The sequence below is a fragment of the Cohnella pontilimi genome (assembly GCF_005049045.1).
Taxonomy (GTDB): domain Bacteria; phylum Bacillota; class Bacilli; order Paenibacillales; family Paenibacillaceae; genus Cohnella; species Cohnella pontilimi.
In genome coordinates this window covers 149,150-175,158 of the sequence record NZ_SUPK01000009.1, presented here as the reverse complement: position 1 = coordinate 175,158, position 26,009 = coordinate 149,150, and the positions used below count along the sequence as shown (strand labels likewise).

The 26,009-nt window shown below is 57.0% G+C and carries 24 protein-coding genes; 20 read left to right on the top strand and 4 right to left on the bottom strand.

The genetic code is table 11. From position 1 onward, the window contains the following. Window positions 1-18 precede the first annotated feature (18 nt). Window positions 19-441 carry a cell wall hydrolase gene (locus E5161_RS17900; RefSeq protein WP_136779258.1) on the bottom strand — a complete coding sequence of 141 codons (423 nt, stop codon included), beginning with the start codon at window positions 439-441 and terminating at the stop codon, window positions 19-21. A 114-nt stretch (window positions 442-555) separates the two neighbouring features. Between E5161_RS17900 and cyoE the strand changes: the two genes are divergently transcribed. Both cyoE and E5161_RS17890 read left to right on the top strand, forming a co-directional pair. After that, window positions 556-1,530: a heme o synthase gene (gene cyoE, locus E5161_RS17895; RefSeq protein ID WP_136779257.1), complete on the top strand. Its 975-nt coding sequence runs from the start codon at window positions 556-558 to the stop codon at window positions 1,528-1,530. Window positions 1,531-1,533: 3 nt separating this feature from the next. Continuing rightward, window positions 1,534-2,175 carry an SCO family protein gene (locus E5161_RS17890; protein WP_169306749.1) on the top strand — a complete coding sequence of 214 codons (642 nt, stop codon included), beginning with the start codon at window positions 1,534-1,536 and terminating at the stop codon, window positions 2,173-2,175. A gap of 58 nt (window positions 2,176-2,233) precedes the next feature. Here the strand turns inward: E5161_RS17890 and E5161_RS17885 are convergent, their stop codons facing one another. Both E5161_RS17885 and E5161_RS17880 read right to left on the bottom strand, forming a co-directional pair. Then, window positions 2,234-2,596, bottom strand: coding sequence for a DNA primase (locus E5161_RS17885; RefSeq protein WP_136779255.1), 363 nt, complete (start codon window positions 2,594-2,596; stop codon window positions 2,234-2,236). Window positions 2,597-2,861: 265 nt separating this feature from the next. Further along, window positions 2,862-4,070 carry an MFS transporter gene (locus E5161_RS17880; protein ID WP_136779254.1) on the bottom strand — a complete coding sequence of 403 codons (1,209 nt, stop codon included), beginning with the start codon at window positions 4,068-4,070 and terminating at the stop codon, window positions 2,862-2,864. Window positions 4,071-4,240: 170 nt separating this feature from the next. On the opposite strand from E5161_RS17880, the gene E5161_RS17875 reads away from it, so the two are divergent. From E5161_RS17875 to E5161_RS17845, 7 genes are all read left to right on the top strand, one after another. Then, on the top strand, window positions 4,241-4,693 hold the full coding sequence (locus E5161_RS17875; RefSeq protein ID WP_136779253.1) for a hypothetical protein: 453 nt from the start codon (window positions 4,241-4,243) through the stop codon (window positions 4,691-4,693). Between the two features lie 52 nt (window positions 4,694-4,745). Next, on the top strand, window positions 4,746-5,885 hold the full coding sequence (locus E5161_RS17870) for a transglutaminase-like domain-containing protein (protein ID WP_136779252.1): 1,140 nt from the start codon (window positions 4,746-4,748) through the stop codon (window positions 5,883-5,885). A 21-nt stretch (window positions 5,886-5,906) separates the two neighbouring features. Beyond that, on the top strand, window positions 5,907-7,976 hold the full coding sequence (locus E5161_RS17865; protein WP_136779251.1) for a peptidoglycan D,D-transpeptidase FtsI family protein: 2,070 nt from the start codon (window positions 5,907-5,909) through the stop codon (window positions 7,974-7,976). A 121-nt stretch (window positions 7,977-8,097) separates the two neighbouring features. Next, window positions 8,098-8,841, top strand: coding sequence for a Cof-type HAD-IIB family hydrolase (locus E5161_RS17860; protein WP_136779250.1), 744 nt, complete (start codon window positions 8,098-8,100; stop codon window positions 8,839-8,841). 6 nt (window positions 8,842-8,847) lie between these two features. Further along, the gene (locus E5161_RS17855; protein WP_136779249.1) at window positions 8,848-9,360 is read left to right on the top strand and encodes a DUF456 domain-containing protein; all 513 of its coding nucleotides are present in this window, start codon (window positions 8,848-8,850) and stop codon (window positions 9,358-9,360) included. A gap of 19 nt (window positions 9,361-9,379) precedes the next feature. After that, the gene (locus E5161_RS17850; protein WP_136779248.1) at window positions 9,380-10,111 is read left to right on the top strand and encodes a ThuA domain-containing protein; all 732 of its coding nucleotides are present in this window, start codon (window positions 9,380-9,382) and stop codon (window positions 10,109-10,111) included. A gap of 6 nt (window positions 10,112-10,117) precedes the next feature. Continuing rightward, window positions 10,118-11,752, top strand: a complete 1,635-nt coding sequence (locus E5161_RS17845; protein WP_136779247.1) for a putative polysaccharide biosynthesis protein — start codon at window positions 10,118-10,120, stop codon at window positions 11,750-11,752. Here the strand turns inward: E5161_RS17845 and E5161_RS17840 are convergent, their stop codons facing one another. After that, window positions 11,753-12,964 (bottom strand): DUF2515 family protein, encoded by a 1,212-nt coding sequence (locus E5161_RS17840; RefSeq protein ID WP_169306748.1) that lies wholly within the window; start codon window positions 12,962-12,964, stop codon window positions 11,753-11,755. Between the two features lie 137 nt (window positions 12,965-13,101). On the opposite strand from E5161_RS17840, the gene E5161_RS17835 reads away from it, so the two are divergent. From E5161_RS17835 to E5161_RS17785, 11 genes are all read left to right on the top strand, one after another. Beyond that, window positions 13,102-13,452 (top strand): thioredoxin family protein, encoded by a 351-nt coding sequence (locus tag E5161_RS17835; RefSeq protein WP_136779245.1) that lies wholly within the window; start codon window positions 13,102-13,104, stop codon window positions 13,450-13,452. 170 nt (window positions 13,453-13,622) lie between these two features. Then, complete coding sequence (locus tag E5161_RS17830) at window positions 13,623-14,567, top strand: COX15/CtaA family protein (RefSeq protein WP_136779244.1); 945 nt, start codon at window positions 13,623-13,625, stop codon at window positions 14,565-14,567. 21 nt (window positions 14,568-14,588) lie between these two features. Next, window positions 14,589-16,358 (top strand): UbiD family decarboxylase, encoded by a 1,770-nt coding sequence (locus tag E5161_RS17825; protein WP_136779243.1) that lies wholly within the window; start codon window positions 14,589-14,591, stop codon window positions 16,356-16,358. Window positions 16,359-17,027: 669 nt separating this feature from the next. After that, window positions 17,028-18,062 (top strand): inositol 2-dehydrogenase, encoded by a 1,035-nt coding sequence (gene iolG, locus E5161_RS17820; RefSeq protein ID WP_136779242.1) that lies wholly within the window; start codon window positions 17,028-17,030, stop codon window positions 18,060-18,062. Then, window positions 18,059-19,903: a 3D-(3,5/4)-trihydroxycyclohexane-1,2-dione acylhydrolase (decyclizing) gene (gene iolD / locus E5161_RS17815; protein WP_136779241.1), complete on the top strand. Its 1,845-nt coding sequence runs from the start codon at window positions 18,059-18,061 to the stop codon at window positions 19,901-19,903. Before iolG ends, iolD begins: the two co-directional genes overlap by 4 nt. A 15-nt stretch (window positions 19,904-19,918) precedes the next feature. After that, a complete protein-coding gene (iolE, locus tag E5161_RS17810; protein ID WP_136779240.1) occupies window positions 19,919-20,818 on the top strand; it encodes a myo-inosose-2 dehydratase in 900 nt (299 codons plus the stop codon). Window positions 20,819-20,821: 3 nt separating this feature from the next. Continuing rightward, complete coding sequence (gene iolB / locus E5161_RS17805) at window positions 20,822-21,625, top strand: 5-deoxy-glucuronate isomerase (protein ID WP_136779239.1); 804 nt, start codon at window positions 20,822-20,824, stop codon at window positions 21,623-21,625. Between the two features lie 16 nt (window positions 21,626-21,641). Next, complete coding sequence (gene iolC, locus E5161_RS17800) at window positions 21,642-22,634, top strand: 5-dehydro-2-deoxygluconokinase (RefSeq protein ID WP_136779238.1); 993 nt, start codon at window positions 21,642-21,644, stop codon at window positions 22,632-22,634. Window positions 22,635-22,656: 22 nt separating this feature from the next. Then, window positions 22,657-24,108, top strand: a complete 1,452-nt coding sequence (locus E5161_RS17795; RefSeq protein ID WP_136779237.1) for a CoA-acylating methylmalonate-semialdehyde dehydrogenase — start codon at window positions 22,657-22,659, stop codon at window positions 24,106-24,108. 7 nt (window positions 24,109-24,115) lie between these two features. Next, a complete protein-coding gene (locus tag E5161_RS17790; RefSeq protein WP_136779236.1) occupies window positions 24,116-25,117 on the top strand; it encodes a LacI family DNA-binding transcriptional regulator in 1,002 nt (333 codons plus the stop codon). Window positions 25,118-25,272: 155 nt separating this feature from the next. Beyond that, window positions 25,273-25,986, top strand: a complete 714-nt coding sequence (locus E5161_RS17785) for a Cthe_2314 family HEPN domain-containing protein (protein ID WP_136779235.1) — start codon at window positions 25,273-25,275, stop codon at window positions 25,984-25,986. The last annotated feature ends 23 nt before the right edge of the window (window positions 25,987-26,009 follow it).

Sequence of the window (26,009 nt, the reverse complement as noted above, 5' to 3'; positions counted from 1 at the left end):
TCCTCCTTTTGTCGGTTATTAAAAGACGGCCGGGCAATCACTCGGTTGAGGAGCATAAAAGCAGTGCTTCTTGTACTTGCCCGTATGACGCTGGTTCCACCATGTGGACGGGCATGCGCCGGTTGGACGGAAATACCAAAGCGCGTTGGTCGCCGGATTTTGGCGCTCGCCGTTCACGTTTCGTCTCGCCAGACGGACATCTCTTGTCCTCGCTTTTTGGTAGAAATACGGCTTTCGCACCGCCTCGAATCCTCCGGGCGATTGGTAGATCATCTGTTGAATGGTGCGGATGTTTTTAAAGTCCAGACAGTTGGAGATAACGCGGTTCACCCCCACGTTTCCGACCATCAACATCCCCAATTCTCCTTCACCCTCAGCTTCCGCCCGCATCAAACGGCCCAACAATTTCAAATGCTTGCTGGGTGCCTTGACTACCGCCATACGATCGTCAGTCCTTCCTTTTCGCACTGGGCGATTGTCGCAATACAGTGTATTTCTCACGCCCGCAATTTGTTACTAGCAGGTTCGCGAGGCCGACGTTCTCACGTTGTTCACATGCGGTGGCGATTTGATGAACACCGCGCGGGTTACGTTGTCAAGCCCTTTCCATTGCGGTATCATGAGTTGATTAAGTTCGCCGATGCCGCAATTCGACATCAAGGAGGAACCTCGTTGTTCAAAGATCTAGTAGCCCTGACCAAGCCGCGCATTATCCGCCTGAATCTGTTCGCGGCTTTCGGCGGTTTCTGGGTCGCATCCCGATGGCATATCGACTACCGTATTCTTGTGTGGATGCTTCTCGGCTCCGCTCTTACTATGGCTTCGGCCTGTGTATTCAATAATTATCTCGACCGCGATTTCGACACCAAAATGGCCCGCACGCAGGACCGGGCGCTTCCGCAGGGACGTCTGAGCCCGCGTTTCGTGCTGACTTATGCTATTTTGCTGGGAATCGCCGGGCTCGCGGTCCTGTTCCTGCTGGTCAATCCGCTGACCGGATGGCTGGGACTGCTCGGCATGTTCGCATATGTCGTGGTGTATACGATGTGGCTGAAGCGCAACTCCACGTGGAGCACGTCCGTAGGCGGCATTTCGGGCGCCATGCCGCCGGTGATCGGCTATACCGCCGTGACGGCCGCTGTGGATGAAGGCGCGTGGCTCTTGTTTGCTCTGCTGTTTCTGTGGCAGCCGCCGCATTTTTGGTCGCTGGCGATCCGAAGAAGGGAAGAATACCGCGCCGCGGGTTTTCCGCTTCTGCCGGTCGTGAAAGGCGTCACCCGGACGAAGTGGCAGATGCTGCCTTATATCGCACTTTTGCTGCCGGCCTCTATCTTGTTTTATCAATACGGCTACGTCGGCATCTATTTTCTAGTCTTCTCGCTTGTAATCGGCGGAGCCTGGCTCATCCATGCGGCCGTCGGGCTGCGGGCGAAATTCGACGAGAAATGGGCGAAAACCGATTTCTTCCTCTCCATCAATTATTTGATGGTCGTGTTTCTGGTGATGATTTTGGATACGAACGGGGTGTAGGTGTTGGAAGCTCAAGATAAAGTGCAGCGTCCTTTTTTGAAAAGATACGGATTTCCGCTGATTGTACTGGCACTGTGTCTGGCGCTCGGCGGGTACGTTCTGTGGAGTCAGAACAAAGGCTCCAGCCTGCCCGTACAGGGGCAGGGAGAACCTTTCGCATATACCGACACGGAAGGAAAGATCGTTTCCCTCGAAAACACGAACGGCAAAGTGCGCTTACTGTATTTCTTCTTTTCTTATTGCCCGGACGTATGTCCGCCGACCACGTTCCTGATGTCGCAGGCGCAGGAAAAATTGAAAAAAGACGGTCTCTTCGGAGACAAGGTGCAATTTTTATCGGTGACGATTGATCCGACGCGGGATACGCCGGAGCGTCTCAAGCAGTTCGCCGATCAATTCGATGTCGATTACGCCGGCTGGAAATTTATGCGGGGCGATGAGAAGCAAACGGCGGAGCTCGCCAAAAAATATCAGATCTTGGTCACGAAAGATGATAAAGGGAACTTCGGCCATATGAACCTGATCGTGCTTCTGGACAAGAAAGGGCAAATTCGGGACTGGATTTCCGCCAACGATTACTTCGCGAAAGGCAAAGACAACCGGCCGCTCAGCGATCTTGTGAAGGAAATCAAAAGCTTGTTGTAAGATGCAATGACGAACAAACAAAACCGCCGCCCGGTACGGGACGGCGGTTTTTGCGCATTTATTCCTTCGGCCAAACCGAGACGGGGGCCGGATACACAATATATTCCTCCAACCCGGCTTTTTCGAGCTGTTGAATCAAATATTCCTCCGGCGTTCCTTCGACTCCCTTATAGCCGCGGCGAGTGTAAATGTGCTCGGCGTCGGGAAACACATCCCTCAGCACACCCCGGATGCGCTTGCCCGATGAATCGTTGTCCATGAACAGGAACACATGACGATCTCCGATCGTTTTGCGAAGCGATTCAATCTTCAGCGTATTCAGTGTACCGAAAGTGCAATGGATGGGCACTTCGGGCGACAGCACGCGGGTGAGCCGGCTTTTGTCGTTTTTGCCTTCCACGATAATCGCGACATCGTCCATGATGATAACCCCCAATATTGCGGCGTCTCGGAAGGAGAATGTTTTTTGTATTGTACCACGAAAAGCCGGGTAAGGTTTCGCCTTTCGTCAGACGAACAGTACCATAACGAGCAATACGAAAAGGACGAGCACGAGAATGGCGGTCCTGACGTGCGAATGGCTGAGCCCGGCGAATTGGGTCATATGCGGTCACCCCCACACAGCAGGATATGCGCCCGAATCGGCTTTGACCTGTGCGCTAACCCACACACCGCGCGGACGGGCTTTATGCGTGAGGTACGGCCGGCTTTCCTTCCCAGCCTTCATGATAAGTACGACGAGGGTACAAGAGCAGAATCGCGGTCATAATGGCCAGGAATGACAGGAAAAACGGAGAAAACCGGTCCCTGATCATGCCGGCCGCTACGGGACCGAGAAAGGAGCCGATGGAAAGAGAGATCGAGAGAAAGGAAAACGTTCTGCCATAGCGGCCGGCTCCGCTGAGTTGCAGCAGAAAGGAGGTCATGGCGGGGAAAATGACCCCTTTGGCCATGCCCAACGCGAACAAAACGAAGGCGATCGGGACGGGCCAACCGGCGGCGAGGGCGTAATACGCACCGGCCAGAAGGCCAAGACCTCCGATCGTGCGGGCATACGGCAGGTAACGGTTCAGGAAGAGCAGAGCGAGCGTCGACAGAGAGCCTAAGCTGATCACCGAGAACAGCAAGCCGGTGTTCATGACATCAGAGGCAGTTTTGGCGCGAATCGGAAGCTCGAACGACAAAATGCCCTGCGCGCAGGCCAGAGCCACCGGCAAAATGAAGACGATCCACGGGAAAGACGCAGTGCCGTCGGACTGGCTTAGTTCCGGCTGCCGCAAGTTCGGCTGTTCGGCATGCGGATTAGGCATTGCCGCATCCGTTGGTCCGTTGCTGCTCATCGGCACCTTTTCGGGTTCTTTTATGAACGCCAAAGAGGTGATGCCGGTAACGAGCAAAATCCAGCCTAGTACGGTGAAAGATGCGTTGAATCCGATCGAAGCGGCCAGCCAAGCGCCCACCGCCGGCGACACGACGGAGGCGATCGTATGCACAAGCCCGTTACCGGCCATCAGCTTCCCTTGGTGGATATGGTCGCGGGCCATTTTGGCCAGCATGGCCATGCACGCGGGCGACAAGAAAGCCAGCACGAAACCGCTGGCCGAACGGATATACAGCAGCTGCCAAGGATCGGTGACGCGCGCTTGAAACAGCAGCAAAACGCCTGCGCCGGTCAAGCTCCCCGCGATGAACAGCCGGCTGCCGATCCGATCGACCCCGTAACCGGCCAATAAATTGCCGGGCAGGTGCGTAAGCGAGTACATGCCCATCACGAGGCCGATAAAAGACGGAGCCGCGCCTAACGAGACCGCGAACGGAGTCAGCATCGGATACTGGGCATGCAAATCAAAAAACGCGACGAAAATAAAAAAATAGAGCCAAACCGCTGTTTTCACGAATACGAAACCTCCCCGTCAACCCTGGCTTATCCAAGCCGGCTGTCTATCCTACTTGTACGTCCGGCAACTCCGGGATATACCGTCGTTTACGGGGTATAAGTAGGTAAGGTATAATGGAGGCGGTATGATTTTACCGTGTTCATTTCATTGTCGGAGGAGAATCGTTGATGAATTTCAACCCTGGGTCATGGACTCCGGAAGCTTGGCTGCAATTTTTGCAAGATCACTGGGTTGTCGCGGTCGTTGCGGTCCTGGCGATTTTTGTCGTTTCCAAGGTGGTCAAAACGGTCGTCAAATGGGTTTTGATCGCGGCCATCGTGGTCGGGATTGTGGCATACGGCGGTTATAGCATCAACGATTTGCAAGAGGTCGGGAGCAAGGTGACCTCCGATTTGAAAGACCAGGCGATCAAAGCGATGGCCGGCGAAGCGGATAAAGCGCGGTACCGGGACAATGGGGACGGCACGTATACGGTCGAAACCCCTAACCTTCAGCTGTCGGGAGTTCCCAACTCCGGTGAAGTGGAAGTCAAGTTCCGCGGCATTTCTCTCGGCAAATGGAATATGGAAGGCGCAGTGCGGGATCTGGTCGTGAAAGCCCGCGAGTCGGCCGTGAAATAAACGCAGGATACGCCACCCCTCGCGTCATATTTTACGGATGGGAGGGTGAAAGATGTCCAGCTGGAATGCCTGGCAAATCCAGGACACAAATGTAGTGACAGCGGCTTTGCTCGCGATCGTTGCCGTTTCGATGCTGCAAGGCATACGAAGAGGTGCGCCGGGCTCCGCCAAGCAGCTTTTCTTTTTTTTGGCCTCCTCGCTCGTGACGGTAGCGGCGGTTGTACTGTCCGCAGTGGCCGCATCGGCGCTGTCTCCCAGACTGTACACGTGGCTGACCGGGCACGGGATGCCTCGTCCCGATCCGAGCGCCTCGGTCGTCGTGCAGTTCGGTTATACGATCGTATCGGGATTGCGTGATTTGCCGCTCTTTCGGTTCGCGGTCTTGATTTTGCTCTGCTATTCGCTGATCCGCCTGCTTATCGGATTGGCTGCCCGGTTCGCGGCGGAAGCCGGCACGCTGCCGCTGGCGCTTTTGCCTTCGGGCGGCTGGGTCGGGCGCGCCGCAGGAGGTGCGATCGGCACCGCTCTCGGCGCGGGACGAGCGCTGCTGTTCACCGCGATTTTGTTCGGCTATTGCGCGATCTCCCCTCAAGGTCCGATGACCGGTTACATTCAGCAGTCCGGGTTATATCAGGAGGTTGCCGCACAAGTCATCCGGCCGGCCGCCGGCTCGTTGATCGAGCAACAGCTGCCCGTATTCGCCCGGAAAATGTCCAAGGAGATGGACGAACTTTGGCTGAAGCGCTACGACGTCATCGACGCGGAGCTTCCGGACGACATCGTTCAGGCCGCGAAGAGCATTACAGAGGGCAAAGAGAGCCCGGAGGCCAAAGCGCGCGCATTATACGATTGGGTAGGCACGAGGATTACTTACGATAACGAAAAAGTTCTCGTTTATGAAACGAAGGGCGAATGGCGCGAGCAAAATCCGGAGCAGACGTTCGCGACGCGCAAAGGCGTTTGCATCGATTACGCCCGGCTGTATGCCGCGATGGCCAGAGCAGTAGATCTGGAGGTCAGGGTCGTGACCGGGCAAGGCTACGACGGTCGCGGAGGCTATGGCGCACACGCATGGAACGAAGTGTATTTGCCGGAACGGCAGGGGTGGGTACCGCTCGATCCTACTTGGGCCCAAACAGGTAACTGGTTTGACCCGCCGCGTTTTTCCGATACGCATATAAGGCAGGCTTAAAATGGCAAGGAGGGTTCACCGGTGAGCAATTCTTCGTCCGATGATGCGCAAAAAAGAGAATTGCGCAACCGTCGGCATTTCAGTTTCCGTCTCAACATGTTTTTCTTCGTCACGTTCGCCGTATTCTCGCTGCTCATCGTCCGGCTGGCGATTCTTCAATTCGTGGAAGGTCCCACGCTGAAAGCCAAGGAACACGACCTCGGAACGCGCAACGTGCCGATTCCGCCGATCCGCGGCAATATATATGACTCGCAAGGGCGGCCGATCGCCTATTCGACGTCCACCCAGTCGCTTTATTTCACGCTGGAGCCCGGAACGAAAGAAGAGATGGGCAAAGAGCTGGCCGCTCGGCTTGTGGAAGTGTTCGACAAATACGGAGAGAAGACGAAAAAGCCGCTGACCGTGGACGACGTTTTTGGAGACATGGACTTCGCAGGCGCGGTGCACTACGCGTTCCAACCGCGGCGCATCAAATCCGGCCTCACAAAAGCCGAAATCGCCTATTTTGCGGAACACCGTGAAGAATTCAAAGGCATTGACGTCGTCGAGGAAAGTATCCGTCAATACAGTCCCGAGAAAGTTGCGGTGCAATTGGTCGGATATATGAAACAATTTAAAGGCGCCTCCTCGCTCGACGTGTACAAAGCGACGAACTTGAGCGAGATCAAGGATCCGACCCTTAAATATTTGGAGTCCGAAGAAGTGGGCTTTGACGGCCTGGAGCTGATGTATCAGGAGCAGCTTCGCGGACGGAACGGTCTCAAAACGTATCCCGTCAACAAAGACAGCCAAATCGTCGGCCCCATGCAGCTGACAAAGCCGGTCAAGGGAGATAATTTATATCTCACGATCAACAAGGATGTCCAGTTGGCAACTCAAAAAGCCATTATGGACCAGCTGGATCATCTTCGTCACGCACCACCGGGAAGCGTGGAAGCGCAGGGGAATCAGGCGACCACCGGCTTTGCCGTGGCGATGGAAGTCAAAACCGGCAAAGTGGTGGCCATGGCGAGCATGCCGGATTACGACCCGAATCTGTGGGCGGGCGGCATCAGCTCCAAGGATTATAACGCCGTGAAATTTTTCACGCTTAACGGAGCCATTCGGGAAGCGCAAGCGCCTTACGCGGATGACAAGGAACGCCGGAAACACCCGTCTTCCCTCGTCTACCTGGGATCTACGCAGAAGCCGCTTACCATTTTGGTCGGTTTGGCCGAGAAATTGATCACCCCGTCCAGCGGTTTTAACGATCCGGGGTATTTCCCTTTCGGTGCTAAAGGACACGAGACGAAGGTTCGCAATGCGAGCAATGCCGCGAACGGCTGGCTGACGCCCACCATGGCCATTGCCAAATCTTCCAACGCATTTATGTCCGCGATGGTCGGCAACGCGTTGTATATGAGAAGCGGTGCCAAAGGCGTGGAAATTTGGGATAAATATATGGAGCAGTTCGGTCTCGGCGTGTTGACCGGCAGCGGACTGCCCGGAGAGTCCAAGGGATGGAAAAACTATCTCATTGACGCCAAAAAGTCGAGTCCCCAATCCGCCTTGATTTATGCTTCTTTCGGTCAGCAGGGACGGTACACCGCATTACAGCTTGCCCAATATGCCGTGACTCTCGCGAGCCACGGCAAGCGTATGAAGCCGCAATTCGTGGACCAAATCAAGGACGCGAACGGCAATGTGGTGCAGTCTTACAAGCCGGAAGTACTGAACACGATCGATTTTCCCAACATTTACTGGAGCACGATCGAGAAAGGCATGAAGCTCGTACCTGTGCGAGGTTTTGAAAATTTCCCGTACAATTTTTACCGGAAGACCGGTACGTCCCAGCAGGACATCGCGGGTAAACGGATTGAGAACGGGGTGTTCATCGCTTACGCGCCGGCGGAGAATCCGACGCTCGCGGTGGCTGTCGTGGTGCCGCAAGGCGGATACGGCGGATGGGCCGCGGCACCGATCGCACGCAAAATATTCGACGCATACGATGCCGCCATCGGTCTCACCGGCACGCCGAACAAAACGGCTTTGCCTGCCGAAGAGCCGTCGGCCGCACCCGGCGAGAGCCCGGCACCGCCGGCAGGTCAATAATATTTATCATTGCTGTCCGCCCCGACCGGGGCGGATTTTTTTGATTTCCCGATTGGTGTCGCGTCCATTGCGGCGGTATAATGGGAAAGTAGCTTCGGCAAGAAGGAGTGGACTTAAACGAATGTCACAGTATCGCCTGTTGGCGCTCGATCTGGACGGTACGCTGCTCAACGACCGCCAAGAGATCAGCGAGATGAATGCAGAATGGGTAAGACGCGCCCGGGAGGCGGGCATCGCGGTATGTATTTCGACCGGCCGGGGTTTTCCGAGTGCGGTTCCTTTCGCGGAACAATTGCGCCTCGACGGCCCGTTAATCACCGTAAACGGGGGCGAGATTTGGCGGAGTCCGCATGAGCTGTACCGCCGTACGCTGCTTCCCGCCGATATGATCATCAGGCTGCATGACTTGGCCTTGCGCCAAGATGTTTGGTTTTGGGCGTACACCACCGAGCGCATCTACAACAAGGATGGCTGGATCGAAGAAGATGCGGAACGCAGCAGCTGGCTGAAATTCGGCTATTATACCGAGGATCACGGGGTACTGGAACAGATTCTGGGTGAAATCCGCGAATGGGGCGGTCTCGAAATCACGAACTCTTCTCCTTTTAATATTGAGATCAATCCGGCAGGGGTTTCCAAAGCGGCGGCAATCGAGGAAGTATGCCGGATGATCGGCTGCGACATTTCGGAAGCGGTAGCGGTGGGCGACAGCCTGAACGACATCGCCGCGATCCGCGCATGCGGGCTCGGTGTCGCGATGGGCAATGCGCAGGAGGAAGTGAAGACGGCGGCCGACGTCGTCACGGGAACCAACCTGGAAGACGGGGTGGCCCATATGATCCGCCAATATGTATTGAAGGCGTGAGATCGGATGGATGTTATTGGCTGGCTGCTCATCGTGGCGTTGTTTGCATTGGGCATGGCCGGAGCGGTGTTTCCGGTCCTGCCCGGCGCACTCGCGATCTATGCGGCATTTTTCGTGTACGGGCTGTTTTTCTCTTTCACGCCATTCGGCTTTTGGTTCTGGACGCTGGAGACGCTGATTGTGGTCGTCCTATTTGTCGCCGATTATGTGGTGAACGCATGGGGCGTAAAGAAATACGGCGGCTCGAGGGCCTCGGTGATCGGAAGCACAATCGGCATCCTGATCGGTCCATTCATCATCCCGGCGTTCGGCTTGATTATCGGTCCATTGGCCGGCGCCATCATCGGCGAGTTGATGGACAGTATCTCCCGCGGAAATTCGTTGAACCGGGATTTGGTCGTCCGATCGATCAAAGTCGGCTGGGGGGCGCTCATCGGGCTGCTTAGCAGCACCGTGGTCAAAATTTTGCTGCAGCTTGTCATGATTGTTTTGTTCATCGTTTGGCTCGTTATCTATTAATCTTAAGGAGAGATAGAACATGATCCGAATTACCGTCTGGAACGAATTCAAGCATGAGCAAGTCCACGAAGCCGTCCGCAGCGTTTATCCTGAGGGCATTCACAACGCCATCGCGCAAGGTCTGCAAGCCGAGGGAGGTCTGACCGTGCGCACGGCGACCCTTCCGGAGCCGGAGCACGGCTTAACTCAGGAAGTGCTCGACAACACCGATGTGCTCGTGTGGTGGGGACATATGGCGCACCATGAGGTCGACGACGCGATTGTGGACCGTGTTCATCAGCGCGTATTGAACGGCATGGGGCTGGTCGTGCTGCACTCCGGACATTTCTCAAAAATTTTCAAAAAGCTCATGGGCACGGGCTGCGACCTCAAATGGCGCGAAGCGAACGAAAAGGAGCGCATCTGGGTCGTCGATCCGGCTCATCCGATCGCGGCCGGCCTGCCGGAGTACTTCGAGCTGAAGCCGGAAGAAATGTACGGCGAGCATTTCGACATCCCGGCACCGGACGAGCTGATTTTCGTCAGCTGGTTCGAAGGCGGCGAAGTGTTCCGCAGCGGCTGTACCTGGCATCGCGGCCAGGGCAAAGTGTTTTACTTCCGTCCGGGGCACGAAACGTACCCGACCTATTTCCATCCGCACGTTCGCCGCGTCATTGCCAACGGCGTCAAATGGGCGGCACCATCGGGTGCGGCAAAACCGGTTCGCGGCAACCATAAGCCGCTCGAGCCGATCAACGGAATCGAGGCTTAACATCACGTGAAAAAAGATTCGCTTGTAAAGGGCACGCTGATTCTCGCCGCCGCAGCGCTGGTGGCGAGAGCGTTGGGCGTATTCCAACGCGTGCCGCTCGACTATATCATGGACTCGGTGGGACAAGGTTACTTTGCGGTGGCAAACGGTGTCTATCTGTTGCTGCTCGTAGTCGCCACTGCCGGCATCCCAAGCGCTATCAGTAAAATGGTATCGGAACGATATGCTCTCGGACGCATCGGAGAGGCGCAGCAAGTTTACCGTGCCGCCCTGCTTTTCGGCGGAATCGCGGGTGCCGTCATTACCGCCGGCATGTTTGCTCTGGCACCGTGGATAGCCGGTCCCATTCTGCATGAGCCGCAGGCGGCGTCGGCGATTCGTGCGATTGCCCCGTCGTTGCTGCTGTTTCCAACGATCGCGATGATGCGGGGCTACTTCCAAGGCCGGCAATTCATGGCGGCGGGCGGAATGTCGCAAATTGTGGAGCAAATTTTACGCGTAATGGCCGCGGTACTGTTGGCTTTCCTGGTTTACAGCTGGAATGCGAGCAATGATGAAGGAATTGCTGCAGCAGCTTCCCTCGGAAGCGTGTTCGGCAGTATCGGCGCTTTTGCGGTTATGCTCTATTACGCCAAGAAGCTTCGAAATAATGATCGTGCGGAAACTCTGAATACCAGAGATGCCTCTCGAAAGCTGGCGCTTCGCGACATTTATCGGGAAATGTTCCGTCTTTCCGTTCCGATCGTGATGACCGCCATTACGGTACAGCTCTTATATACGCTGGATAACATGATGGTCAAATCCTTGACCCGCGGCCACTTTGACCCGAAGCTCATTAATGATTGGTGGGGTCTTCTGGGATTAAACGCACAGGCGATTGCCGGTATTCCCGTCATCCTCGCGGTTGCGCTCAGCCAGTCGATCATTCCGGTCATCTCGTCCGCGCATGCCGTCGGGGATCGTGAGGCAGTCGGCCGGCAGTCCTCGCTGGCCGTTCGTATCGCGGTGTTCAGCGGAATGCCGATCGTCCTGTTGTTATCTGTCGGTGCTTACAGTGTGAACGGGCTGCTCTTCCAAGAACCGAAAGGCAGCCTGATTGTCGCGATGCTGACGTTCGGAACGATTTTTCAGATCGGCATGATGGTTTCGAACTCCATACTGCTTGGAATCGGTGAACCGAAAAAAGCAACTCTTCATGCATTGACCGGCATTGTCCTTAAGGTGATCCTCAGCTTCATTTTGGCGCCCTGGCTTGGCGTATATGGCCTGATCTTGGCGACTTCGTGCTGTTTCATTTGGGCGTTAGGATTTAACGTGCTCAGCTTGAAAAAACGGTCATCGTTTACCGTCATTGAGCGGCGTCGTTGGGCCGGATTCCTGGTCACCGTCGCGGTGGTATCCGCTGCCATTTGGGGCTTGCAGTCGGGTGTGCTCGCCTTGCTTCAGGGAGTTCCGCCTAAACTGGCCTTTTTCGTTTCTTCTTGCGTGATCGGTTTGGCGGTGATCGGATTGTACCCAACGCTGCTCGTGCTGCTGAAGGTCATCACTCCGGAGGAAGCCGCCGGTTATCCGCGTCCGGTACGCAGGCTCTTGGCACCGATCCTTCGCTTGAGCGGCAAAACGGCCGCCAAGCAGATGTAGTCACGGGCTTCGCGTCAAGTTGGCGGCTTCGGCGGCGACTTGCAGCTTCCGCTGGCCGTGCAAATGTTCGAACGTCATGTCCAGAATCTTCGGCGGCCGTGGCTCGTTCAGATAAGGAAGCACGGCGTCCGGGGCTGTAAACCAATCCGGCGGCGCGGTTTCCGGAAGCGGCTGATCGGGCCATGCGGCTTCCAGCGGCGGGCTGTACCATAATTCACCGGCGGAATGCCTCCTTTTGCGGGGCGTTCCGCCGGTTTTTATTCGGCGCGGGTCAAACCGCTGCGGCCAGTAGTCGGCGCGCGAGCCGGTATGCGCCACAAGCCCGGCGAACGATTCCGCGCCGGACAATATTTTGGGATAGCCGAATAAAATAGCGTACAACTCTTTACCGAATGCGATCCGCTCATGCAAGTTTTCGAAACGCTCGATGATCCTTCCGGCGAGGCGTAAAGGAGCATGGCCGGGCTCGCGGCTGGGCGGAAGCAGCGGGAACACAATTTGATTCGTCTGAAGCAACGGCTGGCTGCGGAACGAGAGGGACTCGAGAACGTCACTGCAGCTGCCCTCGATTATCGGCCCCTGAATGACGTTTTGCTCATTTATGATTAACGCCACGGTGAGCAACGCCGACTCTGTATGCTTCCAAAAACGCTGCCACAATGGCAGCATGAACGCGGAGACTTCGAAATACGGAAGCAGGTGCAGCAGGGATTTTCCCGTGCGCCGGCTCTCCGCGTAAAGCTTGAGCTGCGGATACGCATCACGGAAAATGAGGGCATTGCAGCATTCCAGCAGTTGAAAATGTTTTTCGCGCAAGTCCCCGCCGAGCAGCTTGGGCAGCCACTGTCCTTGGAGATCCGTCATGCACCAGCCGCCGTTGCGGGACACCAGATGGGCGAGTAGTGCCCAGTGCAGTTCGGGGAATTCCCGATACACGTTCCAATAAGCCTGTGTGCGTGTCACGTTGTTGCGATTCCATACCGTCGTTTCTTTTCGAATATGTTCACAAATGATCCGCTCTCTTGCGTGGGTAAACGAAAACGGGCCATCACATTTCCGCTCTTTCTGTTCTTTCCAAGCAGCCGCCAGTTCCTGTACCACTTCCCGATGCCAGGTGAGCTGGCGCGGTGATCCACTCATGACGGCCGACCGCCAGTATACTGTCGCTTTACGCCAAACTCCCTCTGCCAGCTTCTTCAACAAATACGCCATTCGCATCCACCTTTATCCGAACTTTCCCATAGGGGGAGGATAACCAATTCCGGCAGCTTGTAGCCGAATCGGCCGGGGCGTATAATATCCGTACGGGTCACAGGCGATTGATTCCACGAGCCGGGAGGAGAACATAGATGCAAAAAATTGCGAACGATGCGGAATTTCGGGAGGCGGTCGGCGGGGACCGCCTGACGGTGGCTGTGTTTAAGGCGACCTGGTGTAAAGACTGCCATTTTATCGATCCGTTCATGCCGGCGGTCGAAGCCGATTATGCGGATAAGCTGGCGCTAATCGAGATCGACAGGGATGAAATGCCCGAGTTGTGCGAAGAGCTGAATATTTTAGGAATTCCGAGCTTCATCGCTTTCAAAAACGGCCAAGAGCTCGTCCGGTTTGTCAGCAAGCTGCGCAAAACGAGGGAAGAGATCGAGCAGTTCTTGGACCGGGCGGTTGCCGTCGCAGAAGCGATAACACCGTCGAAATAACACGGCGCCTTGCCGATGCCGAAATGCCGTTCTCCGGGGAAAAATGTCCGGGAACGGCTTTTTATGTGCGGCGGAGTTCACATTTTGAACATGGTTTTGCCGGGCAGGGTTCGGTATAATGGGAAATGGCCTTCATGTGCCTACTTTCACAATAGAAATCGGGGATGGGCATGACCGTTCAACGATATAAATTATTAACGATGCTTACCTGTCTCGGCATGTTTCTTGTGCTGTTGGTCGGCGTTCTCGTCACCAACACGGACTCCGGCCGGGGATGCGGCACCGATTGGCCGTTGTGCAACGGCAAATTCGTGCCGGCTTACACCGTCGAATCGCTTGTCGAATATTCGCACCGGGCGGTCAGCGGCATTGTCGGATTGCTCATCGGCGCGACATTCCTGGTGACTTTGATGTGGCGGCCTGTCCGGCGCAAAGAACCGGTGTGGTACGCTTCGGCCGGGCTTTTCTTCACGTTCCTCCAAGCGGCGCTCGGCGCGATGGCGGTCGTGTGGCCGACGTCGTCCGCCGTGCTGGCGTTGCATTTCGGCATTTCGCTGTTCGCTTTCACCTCCACTTGGCTGCTGTATTCGTACGCCAAGAGGCTCGCGGCCACGGGCGACGCTTCCGAGAGTGTAACGGATACAGCATCCGGTAGTCTCGGGCGTATTCCCCGATCCGTTTTTCAGCTGACTGCTGTGATTCTTGTGTACTGTTATGGCGTGGTATATTTAGGCGCTTATATTCGACACACTCACTCAGGCGGGGGGTGCATCGGCTGGCCGCTGTGCAACGGCGATGTCGTTCCCGAGTTGGCCGGAGCCACCGGGATTGCGTTCGCCCATCGGATCGCTGCATTCGTGATGCTGCTGCTCGTCGTGGCGTTGGTGTTCTTCGTCCGCAGCCGGACAGGAGCCGCTTCGGAGACGACAAGATTGGCCAACATTTCCTTGTGGCTTGTCGTGCTGCAAGTGTTAAGCGGCGGTTTGCTATCCTATACGCTGGACAACCCCGACGTCTATGTTTTTACGAGTCTGCTTCATACCATTATCATTTCAGCGCTGTTCAGCATGCTTTGCTTACTGGCCCTGCGAGCAAGGCATTTGTCGCGTGATTAGACGATTATCGGAGGCATAAACATGATCTTTTCTTCGCTGCGGCCCTTTTTAGAGGCGCTTCGCCGGGAAAACCAACTGGCCGTCATCAAGGCGCCGGTCGATCCGGTACTGGAGATCGCCGAAATTCATCGGCGGGTCATCGACCGGGAAGGACCGGCTCTTCTGTTTACGAATGTGAAAGGCAGCCGTTTTCCGATTGTGACGAATCTGTTCGGCACGAGCCGCCGGGTGGATATGGCATTCGGTCCGCGGCCGGAAGCGTTGGTGAAACGTCTGATCGGCGCGATGGACTCGCTGATGCCGCCTACCTTGCCTGCTTTGTGGCGGGAAAAGGATATGATGTTCGATCTGTTGAAGGTCGGCATGCGCAAGGTGTCTTCGGACCAAGCGCCGGTGCTTCAAGCTTCCAAGCGGGAGCGTCCGCTCGAAGGAGTACCTGTCATCACGAGCTGGCAGGAAGACGGCGGTCCGTTCGTCACGCTGCCTCTCGTTTACACGGAGCATCCGGATCATCCGAAACAGAATAATCTCGGGATGTACCGAATGCAAATTTTCGACGACCGGACGACGGGTATGCACTGGCAAATCCATAGAGGCGGCGGCTTCCACTATCATGAGGCGGAGAAACGAAACCAGGCGCTGCCGGTATCGGTATTCCTCGGAGGTCCGCCGGCTTTAATCGCGTCCGCGATCGCTCCGATGCCCGAAAATGTTCCGGAGCTCCTGCTTGCCTCCTTAATTTTGGGCGGCAAGCTGCCGATGGCGGACAACCCTTTGGGCGGCCATCGCATTCCCGCAGAAGCGGAGTTCGCGATCGTCGGCAAAGTGCCGCCGCATGAACGCCGCCCGGAAGGGCCTTTCGGCGATCACTACGGCTATTACTCGCTGACGCATGATTTTCCGGTATTTCATGTCGACCATGTATGGCACCGCAAAGACGCGATTTACCCCGCCACTGTAGTCGGGAAACCGCGTCAGGAAGACTACTACCTTGGCGAGTTTCTGCAGCGGCTTTTATCGCCGGCTTTTCCGATTGTCATGCCCGGGGTGCGCAGTTTATGGACTTACGCGGAGACAGGATTTCACTCCCTTGCCGCAGCCGTCGTGCGGGAGAGCTATTCTAGAGAAGCTCTCGGTACCGCGTTTCGCATTTTGGGAGAAGGACAGCTTACCCTCACCAAAATTTTGATGCTCACCGACCGCTCGCTGGATTTGGCCGACTTCCCGGTGCTGCTCGAGACAATGCTGGAGAGATTCGATCCGGCGAAAGATTTGTTCGTATTCGACAATACCTCGCATGATACGCTGGACTACACGGGTCCGCGCTTGAACCACGGCAGCAAAGCCGTGCTGCTCGGCGTCGGCGATCCCGTGCGGGAGTTGCCGGCGGCTTACGAAGGCGGACCGCTGCCCGGCATAGACCGCATCAAACCGTACTGCCGAGGCTGCCTTGTCGTGCAAGGGGCTTCCTATTCGGAGAATCCGCGTCTCGCGTCGGAGCTGGCGGAGTACATGCATCTGGCCGGCACTCCGTGGCCGATGGTTGTGCTGGTCGATGACGCGGATATCGCGGATGGCCAAACGTCGTTCCTGTGGACGACGTTCACCCGGTTTAACCCGGCGGGGGACATCTATGCCGCTAGCGACGCCGGACGGCATCATATCTCCTATCGCCTGCCGATCGTCATTGACTCGCGCATGAAGCCGGGCTATCCGGACGAGCTGTTCCCCCGTGAGGATATCGTGCAATTGGTCGATAAACGTTGGTCGGAATATTTTCCTCATAAATGACCTGATGAAGCCGCAGCGAAAGCTGCGGTTTTTGTTTTCGCATCCGGCCAATATCCCCAAAGTAGATTTGATTAGAAGTCCCTTTATCGAAAACCCTTTCGCTCAGGCCTATGTGGGAGTAGGGCTTCCGGCGACCTGAACGACGGGGACAGCGGCATAGGATGGTTCGGGTTAAAAGCTCCTTTATCGGAATCCCCTTCGCTCAGGTTCATGTGGGAGTAGGGCTCCCGGCGACCTGAACGACGGGGATTCCGACAAATAGGCGGGAAAGAGGGTGTACTTTTTTTTTCTGAGTGAAGGGGATAGCGACAAATGCGGACAAATGTAGTAGCCTGATATTTTTCTGAACGACGGGGATAACGACAAAAGGCGGAAAAGAGAGCAGTCACGGTGATCGTAGGGAGATGCGGCGAGACAGTTTGAACTGCATGTGCTGAGCGAAAGGGATATCGGTAAAGGGGGTGTAATATAAAACAGGTGAGTGAGGACCTGAGTGAAGGGGATAACGACCAAAGCTGGGAGAACAGAGGGATGGACTTGCTCGTTTTGGAGAAAACGGTTAACCAAAATCATGTTTGACAAAGAAAGCGGTTGCATGATTCAATGAAGGAAAGCGCTTAACCTTAGGTAGACTGTTCGTCGGGAGATAAAAACAGGGAGAGGTGTCCAATGAGACCGGTACAGATCGGAATTATCGGAGCGGGCCGAATAGGACGGCTGCATGCCGAGAATTTGGTGCGTACGGCGGGCGTGAACGTGAGGGCTGTGTCGGATTTGTATCCTGATGCGGCGCGGGAGTGGGCGTCATCTATCGGGATTCCGAAAGTGTTGTCCGACTACCGGGAGGTTGTTGCGGATCCCGAGTTGGAGGCCGTGCTGATCTGTTCTCCGACCGATACGCATGTGGACGTCATTACGGCCGCGGCCCGGGCAGGAAAAGCGATATTTTGCGAGAAGCCGGTATCTTTCGATTTCAATCGTACGAAACAAGCGATCGCGGCTGCGGAACAGGCAGGCGTGCCACTCCAGATCGGGTTCAACCGCCGTTTCGATCCGAACTTTCGCCGGGTCAAGGAGTGGGTGGAAGCCGGCAAAATCGGCAAGGTGCACAGCGTGAAAATTACTTCGCGGGATCCGAGTCCTCCGTCTCCGGAATATGTACGGTCGTCCGGCGGTATGTTCGTGGACATGACGATCCACGACTTCGATATGGCGCGATACTTGAGCGGCAGCGAGATTACGGAGGTCTATGCGGCCGGCGGCGTTTTGATCGACCCCGCGATTGGGGAAATGGGGGATATCGACACGGCGATGATTTCTCTGAAGTTCGCCAATGGAGCGTTCGGCATGATCGATAACAGCCGCAAAGCTTCCTACGGATATGATCAACGGGTGGAAGTGTTCGGGATGGATGGATGCATAACCGCGGATAACGACTACCCAAGTAATGCGCAGCTGTTCGACGACAAAGGCGTTCATCGGGAGAAGCCGAAGTATTTTTTCCTCGAACGCTACAGTGCGTCTTATGTGCAGGAAATGCGTGAGTTTATGGCTGCGGTACGAGGGGGGGGAACCGTGCCGGTGAGCGGTTATGACGGCCTCCAGGCGGAATTGGCCGCATATGCGGCTCGTCTCTCTCTGAAAGAAGGACGCCCGGTTAAATTGCAGGAAATCTCGGCGATGGAAGGGGAGCTCGCGGGATGAAAACGGTTCGTTTGACGATGGCGCAAGCCCTGCTCCGCTTTTTGGATGCGCAGTATGTGGAAATTGACGGACAGGAGCGAAAGTTCGTACGAGGGGTCATGGCGATCTTCGGGCACGGCAACGTCACCGGGATCGGGGAAGCATTGGAGCGGAGCCGCGGATCGCTGGAGTTCATTCAAGGGAAGAACGAGCAGGGGATGGCGCATGCCGCTGCCGCATATGCCAAACAAAGCAACCGTTTGTCCATCTACGCCTGCACGACATCCATCGGCCCCGGCGCACTCAATATGGTGACGGCGGCCGCGACGGCGACGGTGAACCGCATTCCGTTGCTGCTGCTCCCGGGTGATATTTTCGCGGATCGACAGCCTGATCCGGTGCTCCAGCAAATCGAGCATCCGATGGATTATACGATTTCCGCCAACGACGCCTTTAAGCCGGTCAGCCGGTATTGGGACCGGATCACCCGGCCCGAACAACTGATGGCCTCCTTGCTTCAGGCGATACGGGTGCTGACGGACCCGGCCGACACGGGTGCCGTTACGCTGGCGCTGCCGCAGGACGTGCAGGCGGAGGCTTATGACTATCCTGAGGCGTTTTTCCGCAAAAGGGTGCACGCCATCGACCGCCGGCCGCCGTCGTCGTCGGCTCTGGACCGCGCGGCGGCGCTGCTGGCCGGCAAGAAACGTCCCGTCATCGTAGCAGGCGGCGGCGTCCATTATTCGCTGGCCACGGAGGCGCTGCAGAAGTTTGCCGAAACTTTCGGCATACCGGTGACGGAGACGCAGGCGGGCAAAAGCGTTTTACCTTGGAAACATCCGCTCAACCTTGGCGGCGTAGGCGTCACCGGTACGCTTGCGGCTAACCGCACGGTGGCGGAAGCCGATCTGATTGTGGCGGTAGGGACGCGGCTATCGGACTTCACGACCGCATCGAAAACAGCGTTCTCAAACCCGGAGACGGAGCTGCTCTCCATGAACATTGCCGCATTCGATGCGGTCAAATTGGACGCCGTGCCGCTTCTCGCCGACGCCAAAACCGCGCTGGAGGCATTGACCGTGAAATTGTCCGCCGCCGGTTATCGGACCCAGCACGATCCGGAAGTGATCGCCGCGCGCAAGCGGGAGTGGGATGCCGAAGTCGACCGGCTCTATGCTTTGGAAGCGGCGGACGGATTAACGCAAACTCGGATACTGGGGTTGATCAACGACTTCGTTCAGCCGGAGGATGTCATCGTGTGCGCGGCGGGGAGCTTGCCCGGCGATCTGCATCGCTTGTGGCGGCCGGAGTTGCCGAAATCCTACCATATGGAATACGGTTTTTCTTGCATGGGCTACGAAGTTTCCGGCTCCTTCGGCGTCAAATTGGCGCATGACCGCGGCGATGTGTACGCGCTCGTCGGAGACGGAGGCTTCCTGATGCTGCACTCCGAACTGGTGACGAGCCTTCAGGAAAATCGCAAAATCATCGTCCTTTTATTCGATAATCACGGATTCCAATGCATTCATAACCTCCAGCGCGGCCACGGAAGCGACGGCTTCGGCAACGAATTCGTCGGAAAGAGCGGCAATGTGCTGCCGATCAACTATCGAGGAATCGCCGAAAATCTCGGCTGCGCGGCATTTTCGGCCGACGATGCCGTATCGTTGCGGCAGGCGCTGGAGCAGGCGAAAGCCGCCGACCGCTCGGCATTGGTGCATATTCGTGTGCTGCCCGGTACCAACACGGACGGATACGAGTCTTGGTGGCGGGTGGATGGAGCACAAGTGTCGGAAAGTGCACGTGTCACGGAAGCGCGGACCGCGAATGACGAAGTACGCCGTACCGCCAGACCGTATTAAAAGGGGGAGAAGAACATGCTGTCTATAGCCAATCGCGTACGCCTCGGGATTTCCGCGATCAACTGGGTGAACGAGGACATGCACGAACTGGGCGATCATTATACGTTCGAGGACTTGATGCGCGATTTTACCGATCTCGGTTTTGAAGGCACGGAGATGTGCCGGAAGTTTCCGCAAACCGCATCGGAAGTGAAGGCTGCACTTGGTTCTCACGGCTTGGCTCTTGCTTCCTGGTGGCGGGGCGTCCGGTTTGCGGATCCTGCTTTGCGGCAGCAAGAGCTGGAAGCTTATCGCCGGCACGTGGAGTTTCTGCAAACGGCGGGAAGCCGGCATGTCGTGACTTGCGAGGTGCTCGGCGCTCCCCATGCGGATCCGTCGGCGGCCACCCGAGCGACGCTTAGCAAGGACCAATGGAAGCATCTGGCGGAAGGGCTGCACCAAGCCGGCGAAATCTGCCGCGAGGCGGGGTTGAAGCTGGTATACCATTACCACGCCGGCACCGTGGTGGAAGGGCCGGAAGAGATCGCTCGGCTGATGGAAATAACGGATCCTTCGCTTGTTCATCTGCTGCTGGATACTGGGCACGCGGTCTACGGCGGCGGAGATCCGGCGCGCTATGCGGAAACGTATGCCGACCGGATCGCCTATGTCCATCTGAAGGACGTTCGAAAAGATGTACTCGAGCAGGCCAGGCGGGAAAACCAGGGCTTTCTCCAACGGGTGCGGAACGGCGTCTTCACAGTGCCCGGTGACGGATGCATCGACTTTGGGAGCGTGCTGGGCGCCCTGGATCGCGCCGGCTATGAGGGTTGGATGATTCTCGAAGCGGAACAAGATCCGTCGGCGGCCGAACCGAAGGCTTATGCGGCTAAAGGCAAGCAGCATTTGCTGCAGTTGCTCGGAAAGGAGAGTTGATCGATGAGTCGACTTATCGTTCCCACTGGCGAAGCGGGTGCCGACGGTTCTGTACTTCGCATCACGCCGGAATCGGCGGGGTGGCAGTACGTCGGTTTCGAGGTATGCAAGCTTCAGTCCGGGCAAGCACTGGAACGCTCTACGGGCGACAGTGAAGTGTGCTTGGTGCTGCTAAGCGGATATGCCGATGCCGAAGCGGGCGGGCAAGCGTGGCGTAACATCGGCCGTCGAATGAACATTTTCGAACGGATCCCGCCTTATGCCGTATACGTTCCGAACGATTCCGCTTATCGCTTGACGGCCGTCACGGACGCAGAAATCGCGATCTGTTCGGCACCGGGCAAAGGAACATACGAAGCCCGGCTCATTACGCCTGAGCGGGTCGGGGTCGAGCCGCGCGGCTATGGAAGCATGTCGCGCACGATCCATAACATTTTGCCGGAGCAGGAACCGGCGGACAGCCTGCTGGTCGTTGAAGTGTTTACGCCGAACGGCAATTGGTCGAGCTATCCTCCCCACCGGCATGACGAAGAGGATTTGCCGCGGCAGTCGTATTTGGAGGAGACCTATTATCACCGCCTGCAGCCGGAGCACGGCTTTGCCGTTCAGCGGGTGTATACGGATGACCGGTCGCTTGACGAGACACTCACGATTCGGAACGGAGACGCGGTTTTGGTGCCTAAAGGCTATCACCCGGTGTCCGCGGCTCCGGGCTACGACAGCTATTACCTGAACATAATGGCGGGACCGGTGCGGACGTGGAAATTCCACAACGACCCGGATCACGAATGGCTGATGCGAAAATGAGAGGAGGGCACGCGTCATGAACGGAGTTCGTTTTCCTGACGGACGGACGCTGGATGTCGTCAGCATCGGACGACTGTGCATGGATCTGAACGCCAACGAGATTCACCGGCCGATGGAGGATACCGTGACGTTCACCAAATATTTGGGTGGATCCCCGGCGAACATCACGGTCGCCTTATCCCGACTCGGCTTGCGCACCGGCTTTATCGGCCGAATTGCCGATGACGCCTTCGGCCGGTTCATCCGGCGTTATTTGGAACAGCTCGGCGTAGACACTTCGTCCGTCATCACCGACAAGCCGGGCAGCGTGACCGGACTGGCGTTTACCGAAATCAAATCGCCGACGGACTGCAGCATCCTGATGTATCGGGATAACGTGGCGGATCTGAATTTGGAGCCGGCGGACGTGAACGAGCAGCAAATCGCCGGTGCCAAAGCTCTGGTCGTATCGGGAACCGCGCTTGCCGCAAGTCCGTCGAGAGAAGCCGTATTCACGGCGATCTCTTACGCGCGCAAACATGGCACGACCATTATCTATGATATCGACTACCGTCCGTATACGTGGGCGAACCAGGATATGATCCGCGTCTATTGCAGTTTGGCGGCCGAGCAAGCGGATGTGATCCTCGGCGGGAAAGAAGAATTCGCGCTGCTCGAAGCCGACACCGGCGCACCGTTCGACGAAGAGGCAGTTGCCCGCCGGTGGCTTGGAAACCGGGCGTCGCTCGTCGTCATCAAGCGGGGCGGCGACGGATCCGTCGCGTACGCCGCCGACGGCTCGGTATATCCCGGCCGCACGTTTCCGGCCCAGGTCGTGAAAACTTTCGGAGCCGGCGATGCTTTCGCCGGATCGTTCATCTACGGGCTGCAGCAGGGCTGGGACATTGCCCGGTGCCAAAACTACGGCGCAGCTGCGGCGAATATCGTCGTGTCCAGCCACAGCTGCTCCGACGCGATGCCGACTCTCGGCCAAGTGGAACAGGTACTCAGAGACCATAAGGCACTGTAAAGCCAATAAGGGAGGAACACCCATGTCTTACCCTCATACATTATCCAATTTCTATGGCGGCCAATTTGTCGCTTCGGCTTCGGACCGCAGCGAGCCTGTCCCTAACCCGGCCACCGGCGAAACGATCACGCGGGTTCCCTTGTCCAACCGTGCGGATTTGGACGCCGCGGTGCGGGCGGCCAAGGAGGCGTTCCCGGCTTGGAGCGGAACGCCGGTTCCCCGCCGTGCCCGGATTTTGTTCAAATTCCAGCAGCTGCTGGTGGAGCACTGGGAGGAGCTCGCCCGCCTGGTGACGCTCGAAAACGGCAAAAGCTACGGGGAAGCCTACGGAGAGGTGCAGCGGGGCATCGAGTGCGTCGAATTCGCCGCGGGCGTGCCCACCTTGATGATGGGCAGCGTGCTGCCGGATATCGCAACGGGAATAGAGTCCGCGATGTACCGCTACCCGATCGGCGTCGTCGGCGGGATCGCCCCGTTCAATTTTCCGATGATGGTGCCGTCCTGGATGTTCCCGCTCGCCATCGCTTGCGGCAATACGTTCGTGCTGAAGCCGTCGGAACGTACGCCGCTCACGGCCAACCGGCTGGCGGAGCTGTTCAAGGAAGCGGGACTGCCGGACGGTGTGTTCAACGTGGTGCATGGGGCGCATGAAGTGGTCAATGGCCTGCTGGAGCACCCGGATGTGAGAGCGATCTCGTTCGTCGGCTCCCAGCCGGTCGCCGAATATGTGTACAAAACGGCGGCTTCACACGGAAAGCGCGTGCAGGCGCTCGGAGGCGCCAAAAATCATACGATCGTCCTTCCGGACGCAGACCTCGATTTGGCGGTCAAAGAAATTACGAATGCCGCGTTCGGTTCCGCGGGAGAGCGTTGCATGGCCTGCTCCGTGGTGGTGGCGGTAGGCGGAATCGGAGATCGCCTGGCCGAATTGCTGACCGATCGGGCAAAGCGGCTCGTGATCGGCAACGGAATGGACGACGGCGTGTTCCTCGGCCCGGTCATCCGGGACAACCACAAATCGCGGACGGTCGGATACATCGAAAAGGGCGTGCAGGAAGGCGCGAAGCTTCTGCTGGACGGACGGGAATCGGCCGCCGCCGGGGAAGCCGGTTATTTTCTCGGCCCGACCATTTTCGATCAAGTGGATCGGGACATGCAAATATGGCGGGATGAGATCTTTGCCCCGGTGCTGCAAATCGTTCGCGTCAATACGCTGGACGATGCAATTGCGTGGGCCAACGCATCCGAATTTGCCAACGGCGCCTGCCTTTTTACTTCAAACAGCGGAGCGGTGAGGCAATTCCGCGAGACGATCGACGCCGGCATGCTGGGCATCAACGTCGGAGTTCCGGCGCCGATGGCGTTTTTCCCGTTTTCCGGCTACAAAAAATCTTTTTATGGAGATCTGCATGCCAACGGCAAGGACGGCGTGGAGTTTTACACCCGCAAAAAAATGATCGTGGCACGCTACTGACGCCAATATGAAACCAACTATCTACGACGTAGCCCGGCGGGCGGGCGTATCGATTGCCACCGTATCGAAGGTGATCAACCGCAACGGCAAAATCAGCGAGCGGACGAGAGAAAAAATTGTGCACATTATGGCGGAGATGGATTATTTTCCGAATCTCGTCGCTTCCGCCCTGTCGAGCAAAAAAACGAACATGCTCGGACTGCTGCTCCCGGACATCTCCAACCCATACTTTGCCGAGATGTCGCGCCATATGGAGGACCGGGCCTTTGAGCTGGGCTACCACATCGTCATTTGCAACACAGACAACCGCATCGACAAAGAAAGCGACTATTTAACCTTCCTTCAGCAAAAAGGAGTGGACGGGATTTTGCTGGCCACAGGGGCGGCTCATCCACAATCGCTCGAGACGCTGTCGGAAAAAAAGCTGCCGATCGTCCTGATTGCCCGGGAAGTGCCTCAGCTGCCGGTGAATACCGTGCTGGTGGATGACTTTAGGGGCGGCTATGCGGCGACTGAGCATTTGTTGCAAAACGGACACCGCGACATCGCGATCATCGTGGAAAGCATCGATCTGGCCAGCTCCCGCGAGAGGCTCCAAGGCTACCGTGCGGCATTGGCCGAGCAACGGTGTCCGTACCGGGAAGACCGGGTGGTCGTCAGCGACTTCTCCATTCGTGCCGGCATGGAAGCGGCGGGCATGCTCCTGGATGGACCGAGGCAGCCTACGGCGATCTTCGCGTGCAACGACCTGCTCGCCATCGGTACGGTTCAAGCCGCTCGATCCCGCGGTCTCCAAGTACCGGAACAGCTCTCGGTCGTCGGCTTCGACGACACGTTTCTGGCCACCGTCATCGACCCGGCGTTGACCACGGTCGGACAGCCGATCCGCGAAATCGCCAGGCAAGCCGTCGATTTGCTCCACCGTCAGATGACGGGAGAAGAACAGGCGAAACAGCGAATCGTTCTGCTGCCCGAGCTGGTCGTGAGGAATTCGACGTCACCGGTTTAATATGACAATAGCGTGTTTCCAGGGAGAGGCGCGCCTGTCTCATCCGTGCCCGGCGGTTGAGCGGGCCGCCTCTTTTAGGCTACAATTATAAGGCAACGACATGAAATAGGTTGCCGTCATCAAGGGCAGTGCGAGCGGCAACGGGAGGAACGGGCTTGCTAAGATCATTGTTGGGGCAGCCGCCCCGCGAATGGGACGAGCCGCTGCGACGAACGGCGGATGAATTGAATACGTTTATCCGGCTGTGCGGACAACGCTCCGGGGGCAATGATTCGTCTTCCATGCGGTATCGCACGTACGCCGTGTGGGCGCAAGGGTTGTACCGTTCGTTGAACGAGCTGGAAGAAAGCTTGTTCGCCGCCCGGTTATACGGGACCCGAATCCGAGCGGCGCGTTGGGATGACATGGAACGGGAAGAAAAGCTCGATTACGACCGGCATGTTTATTTTGACAAAAACGCCTATATTCGCATGTTCTCGCTGCTCGACAAACTGGGCACCCTGGTGAACGCTCTCCTAGAGCTTCAAACGGAGAAAATCAAGGTGTATTTTTCCTTTTATACGGTACTTCGGCAAATGAGAGAAACCGGAAAACACCGCGAGCTGACCGAGCAGCTGGTCTCCTTGAAGGAACGCCACCGGGAAGCGATGAAGCGGCTCCGTAACCGGCGGAATATGGAAGTGCATTATATGAATGCGGAGCTCGAGGACGACCTGATGGAGCGTCTCCTGGCGGGAGCCGGAGATGGGGGAAGGCTGGAGAATTTGTCCGGTAACCTGGCGGATGCCGAGGAAGGCTGGATCATGGTGAGGGATACGCTCGGCCGTACGTTCGGGTACTTGAACGGGCAGTTGCGGGGTTTGTCATAAGAGGGGGAGAAGATCACGTGATG

Bases quoted from the DNA above. Each gene is read 5' to 3' on its own strand.
- E5161_RS17900 (WP_136779258.1), bottom strand. From the start codon at position 441: ATGGCGGTAGTCAAGGCACCCAGCAAGCATTTGAAATTGTTGGGCCGT.
- cyoE (WP_136779257.1), top strand. From the start codon at position 556: ATGCGGTGGCGATTTGATGAACACCGCGCGGGTTACGTTGTCAAGCCC.
- E5161_RS17885 (WP_136779255.1), bottom strand. From the start codon at position 2,596: ATGGACGATGTCGCGATTATCGTGGAAGGCAAAAACGACAAAAGCCGG.
- E5161_RS17875 (WP_136779253.1), top strand. From the start codon at position 4,241: ATGAATTTCAACCCTGGGTCATGGACTCCGGAAGCTTGGCTGCAATTT.
- E5161_RS17870 (WP_136779252.1), top strand. From the start codon at position 4,746: ATGTCCAGCTGGAATGCCTGGCAAATCCAGGACACAAATGTAGTGACA.
- E5161_RS17860 (WP_136779250.1), top strand. From the start codon at position 8,098: ATGTCACAGTATCGCCTGTTGGCGCTCGATCTGGACGGTACGCTGCTC.
- E5161_RS17855 (WP_136779249.1), top strand. From the start codon at position 8,848: ATGGATGTTATTGGCTGGCTGCTCATCGTGGCGTTGTTTGCATTGGGC.
- E5161_RS17850 (WP_136779248.1), top strand. From the start codon at position 9,380: ATGATCCGAATTACCGTCTGGAACGAATTCAAGCATGAGCAAGTCCAC.
- E5161_RS17840 (WP_169306748.1), bottom strand. From the start codon at position 12,964: ATGGCGTATTTGTTGAAGAAGCTGGCAGAGGGAGTTTGGCGTAAAGCG.
- E5161_RS17835 (WP_136779245.1), top strand. From the start codon at position 13,102: ATGCAAAAAATTGCGAACGATGCGGAATTTCGGGAGGCGGTCGGCGGG.
- E5161_RS17830 (WP_136779244.1), top strand. From the start codon at position 13,623: ATGACCGTTCAACGATATAAATTATTAACGATGCTTACCTGTCTCGGC.
- E5161_RS17825 (WP_136779243.1), top strand. From the start codon at position 14,589: ATGATCTTTTCTTCGCTGCGGCCCTTTTTAGAGGCGCTTCGCCGGGAA.
- iolG (WP_136779242.1), top strand. From the start codon at position 17,028: ATGAGACCGGTACAGATCGGAATTATCGGAGCGGGCCGAATAGGACGG.
- iolD (WP_136779241.1), top strand. From the start codon at position 18,059: ATGAAAACGGTTCGTTTGACGATGGCGCAAGCCCTGCTCCGCTTTTTG.
- iolE (WP_136779240.1), top strand. From the start codon at position 19,919: ATGCTGTCTATAGCCAATCGCGTACGCCTCGGGATTTCCGCGATCAAC.
- iolB (WP_136779239.1), top strand. From the start codon at position 20,822: ATGAGTCGACTTATCGTTCCCACTGGCGAAGCGGGTGCCGACGGTTCT.
- iolC (WP_136779238.1), top strand. From the start codon at position 21,642: ATGAACGGAGTTCGTTTTCCTGACGGACGGACGCTGGATGTCGTCAGC.
- E5161_RS17795 (WP_136779237.1), top strand. From the start codon at position 22,657: ATGTCTTACCCTCATACATTATCCAATTTCTATGGCGGCCAATTTGTC.
- E5161_RS17790 (WP_136779236.1), top strand. From the start codon at position 24,116: ATGAAACCAACTATCTACGACGTAGCCCGGCGGGCGGGCGTATCGATT.